A 14488-nucleotide genomic window follows, 5' to 3' on the forward strand; every position below is an offset into this window, starting at 1 on the left:
ACTGGTCTAAACCATTAAAGACCACATTCGGTCCTTGAGGAGAGTGCTGTGAAGCGTGGGCTCATAGCGGCGACGGGTGTCGCGGCCATGTTGGTGAGTGTTGCGGCCTGCGGGTCCAGCGACGGTGACAAGGAGTCGGGTGCCGGCGGTTCCCAGGGCAAGAGCCTGACCGTCTGGTTCATGGATGGCTCGAATCCGCCTGCGTGGACGAAGTCGGTACAGGCCGAGTTCGAACAGAAGACCGGGGCCAAGCTCGACATCAAGGTCCAGAAGTGGGACGGCATCCAGCAGAAGCTGACCACGGCCCTCTCCGAGTCCAGCCCGCCCGACGTCGTCGAGATCGGCAACACCCAGACGCCCTCCTACGCCCAGACCGGTGGTCTGCAGGACCTCGCCGATCTCAAGAAGGAGATCGGCGCGGACTGGACCGAGTCCCTCAACAAGCCGTCCGTCTTCGAGGGCAAGCAGTACGCGGCGCCCTGGTACGCCGCCAACCGTGTCGTGATCTACAACAAGAAGATCTGGGCCGACGCGGGCATCAAGGACGTCCCGAAGACGCGCGCCGACTTCTTCAAGGCCCTGGAGGCCATCGAGAAGAAGGGCGACGCCGAGCCGCTCTACCTGCCCGGGCAGAACTGGTACTTCTTCGACGGCCTCACCATCGGCACCGGCGCGGACCTGGTGAAGAAGGACGGCAAGAAGTACGTCTCCAACCTTGCCGACCCCAAGGTCACCAAGGCCATGGAGATCTACAAGCAGTACCAGGCCTTCAGCAAGGCCCCCAAGGACAAGGACGAGGCCACCCCGCAGCAGGCCGACATCTTCGCCAAGGGCAAGACCGGCGCGTTCATCGGAATGGGCTGGGAGGCCGCTACCGCCATCAAGGCGAACCCGGCCATCGAGAAGGAGATCGGCTACTTCACCATCCCCGGTGAGAAGGCCGACAAGCCCGAGGGCGTCTTCCTCGGCGGCTCCAACCTCGCGATCTCCGCGGGCAGCAAGAAGCAGGAACTCGCCAAGGAATTCCTCAAGATCGCGCTGTCCGACAAGAACGAGGGTGCGCTGGCCAAGGAGGTCGGCTCGATCCCGAACAAGGAATCCCTGCTCTCGAACGTGAAGGGCAACGCGGCCGCCGAAGCCGCCGCCCCCGCGGCCAAGAGCGGTGGCACCACCCCGCTGATCCCCGAGTGGGCCCAGGTGGAGAACGCGCCGAACCCGATCAAGGCCTATATGACGGCCGTCCTGAACGGAAAGTCGCCGGAGGACGCCGCCAAGCAGGTCGAGGCCGACATGAACAAGCGCCTCAGCCAGAAGAACTGACCTGATCGGTTGATGACGGGGGCCGGCCGACGCCGGGCCCCCGTCCCACCGCGCACCACCGGGCCTGCACAAGACGCACCTACGTAAGACACGCAACACCGTTTGACAGGGGAGAAGGCGGACGACGATGTCAGCGCAGCTCAAAGAGGCGGCGGCCGAGCCCGCGCCCCGGATCAGCAAGGGCGGTGCCCCGCCGCCCCGCCGCAGTCAGGAGCGGGCCGCGAAGAGCGTGCCGTACCTCCTGATCCTCCCCGCCGCCGCCGTGACGGTGCTGCTCCTCGGGTGGACGCTGGTGAAGAACGGCATGCTGTCGTTCCAGAACCTCAACCCGCGCCAGCTCATCCAGCACATCACCGAGTGGAACGGCGTCGAGAACTACCAGGAGGTCCTCGGCAGCGCCGACTTCTGGCGGGTCACCGGCCGCTCGGTCGTCTTCACCGGCGCCAACGTCGTCCTGATCATGACGCTCGGCTGTCTGATCGGCCTGCTGCTCGCCCGACTGGGCACCAAGCTGCGGGTGCTGCTCCTGCTCGGTCTCGTCCTCGCCTGGGCGATGCCCGTCGTCGCCGCCACCACCGTCTTCCAGTGGCTCTTCGACCAGCGCTTCGGCGTCGTCAACCACGTCCTGGACGCGCTCGGCTGGCACGCGATGGCCGACTTCAACTGGACCAGCGGCCAGTTCTCCACCTTCTTCGTCATCACCACGCTGATCGTCTGGCAGTCCATACCCTTCGTGGCGATCAACCTCTACGCGGCGACGACCACCATCCCCAAGGAGCTGTACGAGGCGGCCTCGCTCGACGGCGCCGGCCCCTGGAAACAGTTCACCTCGGTGACCTTCCCCTTCCTCAAGCCCTTCTTCCTCGCGACGACGTTCCTCGAGGTCATCTGGGTCTTCAAGGCGTTCACCCAGGTCTTCGCGATCAGCGAGGGCGGCCCCGACCGGCTCACCGAGACGCTGCCCGTCTACGCCTTCGTCGAGGGCATGGGCAACCAGCACTTCGGGATGGGTGCCGCGATCTCCATCCTCACCATCGTGATCCTGCTGGCCCTCACGGCGTACTACCTGCGCCTGGTTCTGAAGCAAGAGGAGGACGAGCTGTGAGGCGTTCGCTGCTCGGTCGCGTCTGGCCGGGGGCGGCGGCGGTCGTCCTCTTCATCGGCTTCGCGTTCCCCGTCTACTGGATGTTCACGACGGCCTTCAAGGCCAACAAGGACATCGTCGCCGACGACCCGGTCTGGTTCCCGGCCAGCCCGACCTTCGAACACTTCAAGACGGCCGTGAACGCCGACGGCTTCTGGACCTTCGTCGGCAACTCCTTCGCCGTCACCCTGATCGCGGTCGGGCTGTCGCTGGTGATCGCGCTGCTCGCGTCGTTCGCCGTCGCCCGCATGCGCTTCAAGGGCCGCAAGAGCTTCATCCTGGTGATGATGATGGCCCAGATGGCCCCCTGGGAGGTCATGGTCATCGCGTACTACATGATCGTGCGCGACGCGGAGATGCTGAACAGCCTCGTGCCGCTCGCCGCCATCTACACGGTCATGGTGCTGCCCTTCACCGTCCTGACGCTGCGCGGTTACGTCGCCGCCGTGCCCAAGGAGCTGGAGGAGTCCGCGATGGTCGACGGGTGCACCCGCACCCAGGCCTTCGTGCGGGTCATCTTCCCGCTGCTGGCACCGGGCCTGATGGCCACCTCGCTGTTCGGCTTCATCACCGTCTGGAACGAGTTCCCGATGGTCCTGATCCTCAACAAGGACGACGCGGCCCAGACACTGCCCGTCTGGCTCACCGGCTTCCGCACCACCTTCGGCGACGACTGGGGCGCCACGATGGCCGCCTCCTCGCTCTTCGCCGTCCCGATCCTGATCCTCTTCGTCATCCTCCAGCGCAAGGCGGTCGGCGGCCTCACGTCCGGCGCAGTGAAGGGCTAGCACTACTTCCATGGACACGCTCACCCGTGACGCCCTCACGGTCCTCCAGCCCGGCTTCACCGGTACCACGGCCCCCGACTGGCTGCTGCGCCGGCTCGGCGAAGGGCTCGCCTCCGTCGGCCTCTTCGGCCGCAACATCGCCTCGCCCGAGCAGCTCGCCGCGCTCACCGCACAGCTGCGCGCCGAGCGGGCGGACGTGCTCGTCGCCATCGACGAGGAAGGCGGCGACGTCACCCGCCTGGAGGTCCGTACGGGTTCCTCCTTCCCCGGCAACCTCGCGCTCGGCGCGGTCGACGACATCCGGCTGACCCGGGCCGTCGCCCACGAACTGGGCCGCCGGCTCGCCGCATGCGGGGTCAACCTCAACTGGGCGCCCTCCGCGGACGTCAACTCCGACCCGGACAACCCGGTCATCGGCGTACGGTCCTTCGGCGCCGATCCCGCCCTGGTCGCCCGGCACACCGCCGCCTACATCGAGGGCATGCAGGCGGCCGGGGTCGCCGCCTGTGCCAAGCACTTCCCCGGCCACGGCGACACCGCCGTCGACTCGCACCACGACATGCCGCGCATCGACGCGGACCTCACCACGCTGTACGCCCGCGAGCTGGTGCCCTTCCGGGCGGCCGTCGCCGCCGGGACCAAGGCCGTGATGAGCGCGCACATCCTGCTCCCCGCTCTGGACGCCGCGCTGCCCGCCACGCTCAGCCCGGCCGCCCTGCACGGCCTGCTGCGTGGACCGGCCACCGAGGGCGGACTCGGCTTCGACGGGCTCATCGTCACCGACGGCATGGAGATGCGCGCCATCTCCGGTACGTACGGCATCGAACGCGGCAGCGTCATGGCCATCGCCGCGGGCGCCGACGCGATCTGCGTCGGCGGCGGGCTGGCCGACGAGGACACCGTGCTGCGGCTGCGCGACGCGCTCGTGCTGGCCGTGCGGTCCGGTGAGCTGCCGGAGGAGCGGCTCGCCGACGCCGCCGCGCGGGTGCGCGCCCTGGCGCGCTGGACCTCGGGGGCGGGTGCGGAACAGGAGGGGACCGGATCCGCCCCCGGGGTGGGGCTGACGGCCGCCCGGCGCGCCGTGCGCGTGACCGCGACGGGCCCGTACGAGCCGATCACCGGGCCCGCGTACGTCGCCGCCTTCACCCCCGTCGCGAACATCGCCGTCGGCGACGAGACGCCGTGGGGCGTGGCCGCCGAGCTGGCCCGGCTGCTGCCGGGCACGGAGACGGGTACGTACGGGCGTGACGCGGCCGGCATCGAGGAGGTGCTGCGGGCGGCGGGGGGCCGCCGGATCGTCGCGGTGGTGCGTGACGCGCACCGGCACCCGTGGATGGCGGAGGCGCTGAGTGCGCTGGTCGCCGCGCGGCCGGAGACGATCGTGGTGGAGATGGGGCTGAACCAGGGCCCGGCGCGGGGTGCGCTGCATATCGCGACGCATGGTGCGGCGCGGGTGTGTGGGCTGGCTGCCGCGGAGATCATCGCGGGGGTTTAGAACTCGGCTCACGCCAAACGCCGGACGGGCAGGGAAAACAAGCCCGTCCGGCGTTCGAGGACCGGGGTCCGGGGCGGAGCCCCGGTTACAGCCCCTGCCAGGCCGGCTTGTTCGCGTAGGTGTGGCGGAAGTAGTCCGCCAGCTTCAGTTTGGACGCCGCGGCCTCGTCGACGACGACGGTCGCGTGCGGGTGCAGCTGGAGCGCCGAGGCGGGTACCAGCGCGGAGACCGGTCCCTCGACCGTCTGCGCCACGGCGTCGGCCTTGCCCTCGCCCGTGGCGAGCAGCACCAGGTGGCGGGCCTCCAGGATGGTGCCGATGCCCTGGGTGATGACGTGGTGCGGCACCTGGTCGATGTCGCCGTCGAAGAACCGCGCGTTGTCGACGCGGGTCTGCTCCGTCAGCGTCTTGATCCGGGTGCGCGAGGCGAGCGAGGAGCACGGCTCGTTGAAGCCGATGTGCCCGTCGGTGCCGATGCCGAGCAACTGGAGGTCCACACCGCCGGCCTCCGGCAGCGCGCGGTCGTACGCCTCGCAGGCCGCCTGGACGTCCTCGGCGGTGCCGTCGGGACCCATGAACGACGCCTCGGTCAGCCCGAGCGGCTCGACGACCTGGCGCAGCACGACCGACCGGTAGGACTCGGGGTGGTCGGCGGGCAGCCCGACGTACTCGTCGAGCTGGCAGACGCGGGCGCGCGAGGCGTCCACGGCCCCGGACCGGACCTTGGCGGCCAGCGCCTCGTAGATGGGCAGCGGGGTCGAGCCGGTGGCCACGCCGAGCAGAGCGTCGGGCTTGCGGCTCAGCAGGGAGGCCATGGCCTCCGCGATGAGTTCGCCGCCTGCCTTGGCGTCCTGGACGATGACAACTTCCACGCTGGGCCTGCCGATCTGGAGAATGGGCTGGTGGTATAGACCAATCTAGCAGAGCGGGCGAGACGGGCAAGGTAGGTGTGCGGCCGGGCGGCGCGGCCGCTCCGGGCCCGGGGGTCACGCGGTGGCGCCGCCCGCGGCAGCGGCCCTGCGCCGGGCGCCGACGGCGAGGAATCCGCCGGTCAGGAAGGCTGCGGCGGCCAGGGCCGCGGAGAGATGGAGGCCGTCGGTGAGGTGGTCGGAGGTGGCGACGAGGGTGCCGAAGAGGGCGACGCCGACGGCGCTGCCCACCTGGCGGGAGACGTTGAAGACCGCCGAGGCCACGCCCGCGCCGTCCGCCGGGGCCGACTCGATGATCGCGGCCATGGACGTCCTCACAGGGCACGACGGCGTCCACCGCCCCGAGCATGACCGAAGCGGGCGCCGACGGGCTGCGGCGGACGTTCGGCGTGGCCGTGGACGGCTGGGGTCCATGCCGCCTGCGGCGGCGGGCCGCCCTGCGGGCGCGTCCTCGAACGCCGGACGGGCTGGATGTGGCTGAGCTCAGCCGAAACCAGCCCGTCCGGCGATTGAGGGCGCCGCCGCGCAGCGGTGGTGCACATCGAGCAGCGAGGCCGGATGCCGCCGCCGGTAGGCTCACACCGTGCCCTCCATGAACGACCTCGTACGCCAGCACACCGCCCTCGACGGCTCCGACCTCGAGTGGCTGCATCTGCTGGTCTCGGAGTGGCAGCTGCTCTCCGACCTCTCCTTCGCCGACCTCGTCCTGTGGGTCCCCACCCTCGACGGCACCCGCTATGTGTCCGTCGCCCAGATGCGGCCGAACACCGGCCCCACCTCCTACCAGGACGACATGGTCGGCCACCTGGTGCCGCGCGGCCGCCGCCCCATGCTCGACGCCGCCCTCGACGAGGGCCGGATCGTGCGCGAGGGTGACCCGGAGTGGCGGGAGGAGGTCCCGGTCCGCGTCGAGTCCATCCCGGTCCGCCGGGACGGCAGAGTGCTCGGCGTCATCGCCCGCAATACGAACCTGCTCACCGTGCGGACGCCGAGCCGGCTGGAGCTCACCTACCTCCAGAGCGCCTCCGACCTCGCCCAGATGATCGCCAACGGTGCCTTCCCCTTCCCGGGGCAACAAGTCGACATGGACGCCTCACCGCGCGCCGGCGACGGTCTGATCAGGCTCGATGCCGACGGTGTCGTCCAGTACGCCAGCCCCAACGCCCTCTCCGCCTACCACCGCCTCGGCCTCGCCGCCGACCTCGTGGGGCATCATCTGGGCGATACCACCGCTCAGTTGGCGCCCTCACGCGGCCCGGTCGACGAGGGTCTGGCCAAGCTCGCCAGCGGCTGGGCGCCGCGCGAGTTCGAGGTCGAGGGCGACGACGGAGTGATCCATCTGCGGGCCATTCCCCTCAAACCCAAGGGAAACCACATCGGTTCGCTCGTGCTGCTGCGCGATGTCACGGAACTGCGTCGCCGCGAACGCGAGTTGATCACGAAGGACGCGACGATCCGGGAGATCCACCACCGGGTCAAGAACAATCTCCAGACCGTCGCCGCCCTGCTGCGCCTGCAGGCCCGCCGGATCGGCTCGCCCGAGGGGCGCGAGGCGCTGGAGGAGGCGGTCCGGCGGGTCGGCTCCATCGCGATCGTGCACGAGACGCTCTCGCAGAATCTGGACGAGCGCGTCGAATTCGACGAGATCGCCGACCGGGTGCTGGCGATGGTCGCCGAGATCTCCCCGGGCCGGGTCACCGCCCGCCGCACGGGCCGCTTCGGAATACTCGACGCCGAGGTCGCGACGCCGTTGTCGATGGTTCTGACCGAGTTGTTGCAGAACGCCATGGAGCACGGCTTCGGACCGGGGGAGCGGGGCACGGTGGAGATCACCGCCGTGCGCGGCGGCGGCCGGACCGATGCCCGTCTGCTGATCTCCGTGCAGGACGACGGCCGGGGGCTGCCCGAGGGCTTCGACCCGCAGCGCGCGGGCAATCTGGGCCTGCAGATCGTACGGACCCTGGTCGAGGGGGAGTTGGGCGGTACGTTCGACATGGTGCCCGCTTCCGGGCAGGGCACGCGGGTGGTGCTGGATATCCCGGTACGGGCGGAGAAGTAGGAACGCCGGGGGTTCCGAAGAGGATCACGCGAACCCCCGGCGGAGCCGAATGGCCTCGCGGCCGGCTGTGGCGCCCCCGCTTGGGCTGCTCGCCGTCGCGGGCGGTATCCACAGCGGCTCGGCGCCCGGCGGACCTCCGGCGGAGCCGGCAACGCACTGAGCCCCGGACCTGATCCAGGTCCGGGGCTCAAAGCTTTATTGCTTAGCGCATATGGGGGGTACTGCGCGCTGCGGCTCGGGAGCCGAGGGGCATCGTCAGGCGGTAGCGTTACGCGCCCGGTTGCGAGCGGCGCGGCGCTTCATCGCCCGGCGCTCATCCTCGCTGAGGCCACCCCAGACGCCGGAGTCCTGGCCGGACTCGAGCGCCCACTGCAGGCACTGCTCCATGACGGGGCAGCGGCGGCAGACGGCCTTGGCTTCCTCGATCTGCAGCAGCGCAGGACCGGTGTTGCCGATGGGGAAGAAGAGCTCCGGGTCTTCCTCGCGGCAAACGGCGTTGTGACGCCAGTCCATGGCTGCTCCATCTCCTCGTAATTGCGGCTACGTTGCTTGTGAATGTGAACGCTTTCACGAATCCCCCCGCAAGGGAAGGGCCGACGCCCAGTCGGAAGACTGGTGCGGTCCAGGTAAATGAGGAGGGGGTTCGGGCTTTCGAAGGAGGCCGAATGAGCGGCCGTCCCGATCGCCATGAAGAGACTCGCAAACCTCGGCTGCGGATACAACCCCTTCTGGAAAGTTTTTTTTGATTCCTCGGTGTCGGCTAGGTCACAGCCGTACTTCCAGGGGGTGGAGCCCAGTCTAAACGTTCGAGTGGAAGGACTTTAGGCCCTACCACTCACACAATCACACGCAGTGCACGGCGTACGCCTGTGAACGTCACGCTCGTACGCAGTCCGAGGTGGTCACCGTCCATCTGGAAGGGCAGTGGGGCCTGCGAATGCAAGGTGAACGCGGTCTGGTCATGCAATGACACAGCGTGTTTGCCCTGGGGGCCACGCTCCGGAGTCGACGTCAGCAGCTGAGTGACGTGGCGGCCGGCCGTCGCGGTCGACAGCTTGGTGAATCCCAGCACGTCAAGGGCGGTGTCGAAGGACGCCCGCGGCGATGCGTAGACCGGCCGGTTGCCCAGATAGGTCCACGGCGCGGTGTTGCAGATTATCGACATGACGAGATTCGCGAGTGGCTCCTCGCCAGGCCGTTCGAGGGTGATCGTGCCCCGTCTGCGGTGCGCTTCGCCGAGGAATTGCCGCATCACTTGGCGTACATAGAGCGCGTGCGTCGAACGCTTGCCGCGCTCCCGCTGCTGCTCCACCCGGCCGACGACCCCCGCGTCGAAGCCGAAGCCCGCGCAGAAGGTGAACCAGCGGGGCGGCACGGCTTCGTCATCGGTTCCCGGCGTACCCGCCGCGAGGCCCAGACCGACCGTCCGCTCGGTCCCCTCCCGCAACGCGTCCAGCAGCGCCCCGGTCGCCTCGACGACGTCATTGGGCAGGCCCAGGGCGCGGGCGAAGACATTGGTGGAGCCGCCGGGAACCACGGCCAGCCGGGGCAGGTGCTCCGGGTCGGGGCCCGCGTGCAGCAGACCGTTGACCACCTCGTTGACCGTGCCGTCGCCGCCGAGGGCGACGACCAGCCCGGTGTTGCCGTCCTCCGCCGCCCGGCGCGCCAGATCGCGGGCATGGCCCCGGTACTCGGTGGTGGCGACCTCCAGCTTGAGGTCGCTGGCGAGCGCGTGTGCCAGGACATCACGGGTACGGGCACTGGTGGTGGTGGCCGACGGATTGACCACGAGAAGCGCACGCATGACCGCCAGCCTACCTACCTGTCGGTACAGCCTCGGTCCCAGCCCCGGTCCTGTCCCCTCTCCCGTCCCCTCTCCTGTGCCCTCCCGGTCCGCCGCCCGTTCCGGGGCGGCGGGGCTACCCTGCATGGGTGAGCAGCAAGCAGTCAGCGCCCAAGGGCGCCCCGAAAACCACCCGCGCGAGCAAGCCGGCGGCCAAGGGTGCCGCGGTGCCTTCCCGCCCGTCCCGCACGGCCCCCGAGCCCACCGGCCCCCGGCCGCGCAGGCTGACGGCGGCGGCGGTGCTCACGGCCCTGGAAGGGGTGGCGCTCGTCGTCTGCGGGGTGACGCTGCTGGTCCTGGTGCTGACGGACAAGCCGGACAGCATGCGGCAGGCGGTGACGGGCGGACTGACCGTGCTCGCGCTGGCCGCACTGCCGCTGGCGGCCGCGCGCGGACTGTGGCTGCGGCGGCGCTGGAGCCGCGGGCCCGCGATGATCACGCAGATCATGGCGATGCCCGTCGCGTGGACGCTGTTCAACGGCGGCGGCCTGCTGATCGCCGGCGCCGTGGTGCTCGCGCTCGTCGCCGTGGCCGCCCTGGGGCTCGTGGTGAACCCGACGGCGACCGAGGCGCTCGGCATCGGCCCGCGCGAGACGTGAGCTGATGCCGGCCGTTCCTCGGTCGGCGCACTCCGATGGGGCCCCGGGGCGATGCGCTCCCCTGGGTCCGCTCGCTCCTCGGGCTACTCCTCGATGAGCAGTCGGTCGCGCAGCTGGGCGAGGGTGCGGGCCAGCAGCCGGGAGACGTGCATCTGGGAGATGCCGACCTCCTGGGCGATCTGCGACTGGGTCATATTGCCGAAGAAGCGCAGCAGCAGGATCTTCTTCTCGCGCGGCGGCAGGTCCTCCAGCAGCGGCTTGAGCGACTCGCGGTACTCGACGCCCTCCAGCGCCTCGTCCTCGGCGCCCAGGGTGTCCGCGACGGCCGGCGACTCGTCGTCCGTGTCGGGCACGTCCAGGGAGAGCGTGCTGTAGGCGTTCGCCGACTCCAGCCCCTCCAGCACCTCCTCCTCGGAGATCCCGAGGTGCTCGGCCAGCTCGTGGACCGTGGGCGCGCGACCGTGCCGCTGGGACAGCTCGGCCGTGGCGGTGGTCAGGGCCAGCCGCAGCTCCTGGAGCCGGCGCGGCACCCGCACCGCCCAGCCCTTGTCCCGGAAGTGCCGCTTGATCTCACCGACGACCGTGGGGGTCGCGTAGGTCGAGAACTCCACCCCGCGGTCCGGGTCGAAGCGGTCCACCGACTTGATCAGGCCGATCGTGGCGACCTGGGTCAGGTCGTCGAGCGGCTCGCCACGATTGCGGAACCGCCGCGCCAGGTGCTCCACCAGCGGCAGATGCATCCGCACGAGGTGATTGCGCAGCTCGGCCCGCTCGGGCGAGCCGTCCGGGAGCGCCCGCAGCTCGATGAACAGGGCACGGGCACCGCTGCGGTCCTGAGCAGGGGAGTGCTGGTGCCACTGCTGATGCTGGTCCATGTGGTCCGCCCGCTCTGGTGGGTCGCTCGCCCGCTCCGGCTCCGCATCCGAGGGATGCGGCCGGGCGGGTTGCTGCGGGATGGCCGGGGTGCGCACTCCCCGCGACGATGCAGTACTCACGGAGCCCCCTCTTCCGTCACGGCTGTCCGGGGCCGGCGCCGCGCTTCTTGTGCAGGCTGATGCTGACCGTACGGTCGTCGGCGACGGTCGAGTCGACCTCGCCGGCCAGCGCGGAGAGCACCGTCCAGGCGAAGGTGTCGCGCTCGGGCGCGCGGCCGTCGGTGGTGGGTGCCGAGACGGTCACCCGGAGCGCGTCGCCGACCAGGCGGAAGACGCAGCTGAGAACAGAGCCGGGAACGGCCTGTTGCAGAAGGATCGCGCACGCCTCGTCCACCGCGATGCGCAAGTCCTCGATCTCGTCGAGGGTGAAGTCCAAGCGGGCTGCGAGGCCGGCTGTCGCCGTCCGCAGCACCGACAGGTAGGCACCCGCAGCGGGCAGCCGGACTTCCACGAAGTCCTGGGTCCCGGGCTCGCCTGCGATTGGGGACACCCTCACCTCCAAGGTGGCACAAGCTTCTTGAGCTGTTACGAGCGCCGGTCGCGCGCCTCTCGGGCGAGGGGCGGGGCGGTCCGGCGCGGCACATGGTTCGGATGCGACGCTATCGCGATCCGAGGTTCCGTGCCGCAGCCCCACGACTGTCACTCATGGTAAACCCATGAGTACGGACAGTGGGTAGGGGCGTGCGGTCTCAAATCGAAAGAGAAGTCGCCTTGTTGGGATTTTCGTCACTCTGCGCGAACCCCGCAAGGGTGCGGAGCGGTTCTCCGGACATGCGTTGCACCGTCCACTCGTCCATCGGCTCCGCGCCGAGCGACTTGTAGAAGGCGATCGAGGGTTCGTTCCAGTCCAGCACTGACCACTCGAAACGCTGGTAGCCGCGGTCCACGCAGATCCTGGCGAGGGTCGCGAGGAGCGCCTTGCCGTGCCCGCCGCCGCGCGCCTGCGGGCGGACGTAGAGGTCTTCGAGATAGATACCGTGCGTACCCGTCCAGGTGGAGAAGTTACGGAACCAGAGGGCGAAGCCGACCGGCTCCCCGGCGGCGATCGTGCCGTCGGCCGAGGATTCGTCACTCTCCGCTATCAGTGCGAAGACGGCGGGGTCCGCCCCGAACAGGGCTTCGCGCAACTGCTGCTCGGTCGCCTTCGCGTCCTCCAGCGCCCGTTCGTGCTCGGCGAGTTCGCGGATCATCGCATGGATGAGGGGAACGTCGGCGGGCGTCGCAGGTCGGATCATGGGTGCATGCTAGCGGGCCGGACCGACAGCCTCCCCGGAACGGGGGCGCGGAGCCTGCGCGGGGCCCGGTGGGAGCGCGTAGCAGGGCCCGTCGGGGACAACTGGCGGCCGCCGTCAGACGATCCGCAGGTCCACGTAGCACCAGCGCCAGCTCTGCCCCGGCTCGAAGCTGCGCATGACCGCGTGCCCGGTCTCCGTGAAATGCCCGGTGGCGTGTCGGTACGGCGAGGAGTCGCAGCAGCCCACGTGTCCGCACTCCAGGCACAGCCGCAGCTGCACGGGGTGGCTGCCCGCGGCCTCGCACTCCGGGCAGGTGGTGTGCAGCGGTGCCGGCTCGGGGCGCGGCAGCTCGGGAACGTGCGGGCACTCGCTCATGATTGCCAGGTTAGATCGCCCTGCCGACGATCATCGAACGGCCGTCGGCCCTCGGCTGCCGTTGACGGACGGTGACAGATGGTGGCGACGCGACGGACGGCGCGGGAGGCACGTATGGAGACGGGCGGGGACCGATGGACGTAATGCCACTGCTGATGCTCGTCGCGGGTGGGACCGCCATCGCCGGCGCGGCTCGTCGCACCCCCGTGCCCGCCCCGCTGCTGCTCGTCGCCGCCGGGCTCGTCGCCTCGTACGTCCCGGGCGTGCCGGACTACACCCTCGACCCGGAGATCGTGCTGCCGCTGCTGCTGCCGCCCCTGCTGCACACCGCCGCGCTCGAGAGCTCCTACCTGGACCTCCGCGCCAATCTGCGGCCCGTCGCCCTGCTCTCCGTCGGCTACGTCCTCTTCGCGACCCTCGTCGTCGGCTATGTGGCGTATCTGGTGGTCCCCGGCCTGCCGCTGCCCGCGGCCCTGGTGCTCGGCGCGATCGTCGCCCCGCCCGACGCGGTCGCCGCCACCGCCATCGCCCGCCGTCTCGGGCTGCCCTCGCGGATCACCACGATCCTCCAGGGCGAGTCCCTGGTGAACGACGCCACCGCGATCACCGCCTACAAGGTCGCGCTCGCCGCCGCCGTCGGCGTGGGCACGACCTGGGGCGAGGGCATCCGGGAGTTCGCCGTCGCCTCGGTCGGCGGCATCGGCGTCGGCCTGGTCCTCATGGTGCCGCTGCACTGGCTGCGCAGACGGCTGCGCGAGCCGCTGCTGCAGAACACCCTGTCGCTGCTCATCCCCTTCGCCGCCTACGCCGCCGCCGAGGAGGTCGAGGCGTCCGGGGTGCTCGCCGTCGTGGTCGTCGCCCTCTATCTCGGGCACCACTCCTGGCAGGTCGACTTCGCCACCCGGCTCCAGGAGGCCGCCGTGTGGCGGATGGTGGCCTTCGTGCTGGAGTCCGCGGTCTTCGCGCTGATCGGGCTCCAACTGCCCGTGGTGCTGCGCGGGCTCGGGGAGTACAGCTTCCGGGAGGCCGCCGTCTGGTACGCCTCCGTCGTCTTCGTCACCGTCGTGGCCGCCCGCTTCGTGTGGGTCTACCCCGCCACGTTCCTGCCGCGCGCGCTGTCCACCCGGATCCGTGCGCGGGAGACCGACACGACGTGGCAGGGCGCGCTCGTCGTCGGCTGGGCCGGGATGCGCGGCGTCGTCTCCCTCGCCATCGCCTTCTCGATCCCCGTGACCACGCACAGCGGGGAGCCCTTCCCGGCCCGCAACCTCGTCCTCTTCCTCACCTTCACCACCGTCATCGGCACCCTCGTCGTCCAGGGCCTCACCCTGCCCCCGCTCATCCGCCGGCTGCGGCTGCCCGCCCGCGATACGAGCGCCGAGACGCTCGCGGAGGCCCAGGCCCAGAGCGAGGCCTCCCAGGCCGCCGAGCGCCGCCTCGACGAACTCCTCGCCGAAGGCGGCAACGCGCTGCCGTCCCCGCTCGCCGACCGCCTTCGCGCGGTGCTGGAGCGGCGCCGGAACGCGGTGTGGGAACGGCTCGGTGCGGTCGACGAGGCGACGGGGGAGTCGGCGGACGACACGTACCGGCGACTGGCGCGGGAGATGATCGACGCGGAGCGGGAGGTGTTCGTGGCGCTGCGGGACGCTCGGCGGATCGATGACGAGATGCTGCGTACGCTTTTGCGGCGGCTGGATCTGGAGGAGGCCGCGGCTTATCGGGAGGGGTGAGGCGGGGCTCCGCCCCGGGCCCAGGTCCTCAAACGCC

The 14488-nt window shown here is 70.3% G+C and carries 15 protein-coding genes; 7 read left to right on the forward strand and 8 right to left on the reverse strand.

The window, feature by feature from the left end; translation table 11 throughout:
• The first annotated feature begins 48 nt into the window (after positions 1-48).
• The 4 genes from JO379_RS22965 to JO379_RS22980 all read left to right on the forward strand — a co-directional run bounded on the left by JO379_RS22965 (position 49) and on the right by JO379_RS22980 (position 4747).
• On the forward strand, positions 49-1320 hold the full coding sequence (locus tag JO379_RS22965; RefSeq protein ID WP_209516733.1) for an extracellular solute-binding protein: 1272 nt from the start codon (positions 49-51) through the stop codon (positions 1318-1320).
• Between the two features lie 127 nt (positions 1321-1447).
• Positions 1448-2425, forward strand: coding sequence for a carbohydrate ABC transporter permease (locus tag JO379_RS22970; protein ID WP_130879850.1), 978 nt, complete (start codon positions 1448-1450; stop codon positions 2423-2425).
• Positions 2422-3252, forward strand: coding sequence for a carbohydrate ABC transporter permease (locus JO379_RS22975; protein ID WP_130879851.1), 831 nt, complete (start codon positions 2422-2424; stop codon positions 3250-3252). The genes JO379_RS22970 and JO379_RS22975 overlap by 4 nt, the downstream gene beginning before the upstream one ends.
• Before the next feature lie 10 nt (positions 3253-3262).
• Positions 3263-4747, forward strand: a complete 1485-nt coding sequence (locus JO379_RS22980; RefSeq protein WP_130879852.1) for a glycoside hydrolase family 3 protein — start codon at positions 3263-3265, stop codon at positions 4745-4747.
• Positions 4748-4832: 85 nt separating this feature from the next.
• Here JO379_RS22980 and nagB read toward each other — a convergent pair whose 3' ends face one another.
• Positions 4833-5618, reverse strand: a complete 786-nt coding sequence (nagB, locus tag JO379_RS22985; RefSeq protein ID WP_130879853.1) for a glucosamine-6-phosphate deaminase — start codon at positions 5616-5618, stop codon at positions 4833-4835.
• 114 nt (positions 5619-5732) lie between these two features.
• Complete coding sequence (locus tag JO379_RS22990; protein ID WP_207303978.1) at positions 5733-5981, reverse strand: hypothetical protein; 249 nt, start codon at positions 5979-5981, stop codon at positions 5733-5735.
• Between the two features lie 286 nt (positions 5982-6267).
• Here JO379_RS22990 and JO379_RS22995 point away from each other — a divergent pair, with 286 nt between their 5' ends.
• Positions 6268-7734, forward strand: coding sequence for a sensor histidine kinase (locus JO379_RS22995; RefSeq protein ID WP_209516736.1), 1467 nt, complete (start codon positions 6268-6270; stop codon positions 7732-7734).
• 255 nt (positions 7735-7989) lie between these two features.
• Here JO379_RS22995 and JO379_RS23000 read toward each other — a convergent pair whose 3' ends face one another.
• Both JO379_RS23000 and JO379_RS23005 read right to left on the reverse strand, forming a co-directional pair.
• The gene (locus tag JO379_RS23000) at positions 7990-8247 is read right to left on the reverse strand and encodes a WhiB family transcriptional regulator (RefSeq protein WP_004937597.1); all 258 of its coding nucleotides are present in this window, start codon (positions 8245-8247) and stop codon (positions 7990-7992) included.
• Positions 8248-8569: 322 nt separating this feature from the next.
• Complete coding sequence (locus tag JO379_RS23005) at positions 8570-9538, reverse strand: diacylglycerol/lipid kinase family protein (protein WP_130879855.1); 969 nt, start codon at positions 9536-9538, stop codon at positions 8570-8572.
• Between the two features lie 128 nt (positions 9539-9666).
• Here JO379_RS23005 and JO379_RS23010 point away from each other — a divergent pair, with 128 nt between their 5' ends.
• Entirely contained in the window at positions 9667-10176 is a 510-nt protein-coding gene (locus JO379_RS23010; RefSeq protein WP_307842111.1) for a hypothetical protein, read from the forward strand.
• An 83-nt stretch (positions 10177-10259) separates the two neighbouring features.
• Here the strand turns inward: JO379_RS23010 and JO379_RS23015 are convergent, their stop codons facing one another.
• From JO379_RS23015 to JO379_RS23030, 4 genes are all read right to left on the reverse strand, one after another.
• Positions 10260-11171, reverse strand: coding sequence for an RNA polymerase sigma factor SigF (locus tag JO379_RS23015; protein WP_242626244.1), 912 nt, complete (start codon positions 11169-11171; stop codon positions 10260-10262).
• A 16-nt stretch (positions 11172-11187) separates the two neighbouring features.
• Positions 11188-11601 (reverse strand): ATP-binding protein, encoded by a 414-nt coding sequence (locus JO379_RS23020; RefSeq protein ID WP_030366270.1) that lies wholly within the window; start codon positions 11599-11601, stop codon positions 11188-11190.
• A gap of 199 nt (positions 11602-11800) precedes the next feature.
• Positions 11801-12346, reverse strand: a complete 546-nt coding sequence (locus JO379_RS23025; protein ID WP_209516739.1) for a GNAT family N-acetyltransferase — start codon at positions 12344-12346, stop codon at positions 11801-11803.
• Positions 12347-12460: 114 nt separating this feature from the next.
• Complete coding sequence (locus tag JO379_RS23030) at positions 12461-12721, reverse strand: UBP-type zinc finger domain-containing protein (RefSeq protein WP_130879857.1); 261 nt, start codon at positions 12719-12721, stop codon at positions 12461-12463.
• A gap of 134 nt (positions 12722-12855) precedes the next feature.
• Here JO379_RS23030 and JO379_RS23035 point away from each other — a divergent pair, with 134 nt between their 5' ends.
• Positions 12856-14451, forward strand: coding sequence for a Na+/H+ antiporter (locus tag JO379_RS23035; protein ID WP_130879858.1), 1596 nt, complete (start codon positions 12856-12858; stop codon positions 14449-14451).
• Positions 14452-14488: the final 37 nt, after the last annotated feature.

Origin of the sequence: Streptomyces syringium (assembly GCF_017876625.1) — a bacterium.
Lineage (GTDB): Bacteria > Actinomycetota > Actinomycetes > Streptomycetales > Streptomycetaceae > Streptomyces > Streptomyces syringius.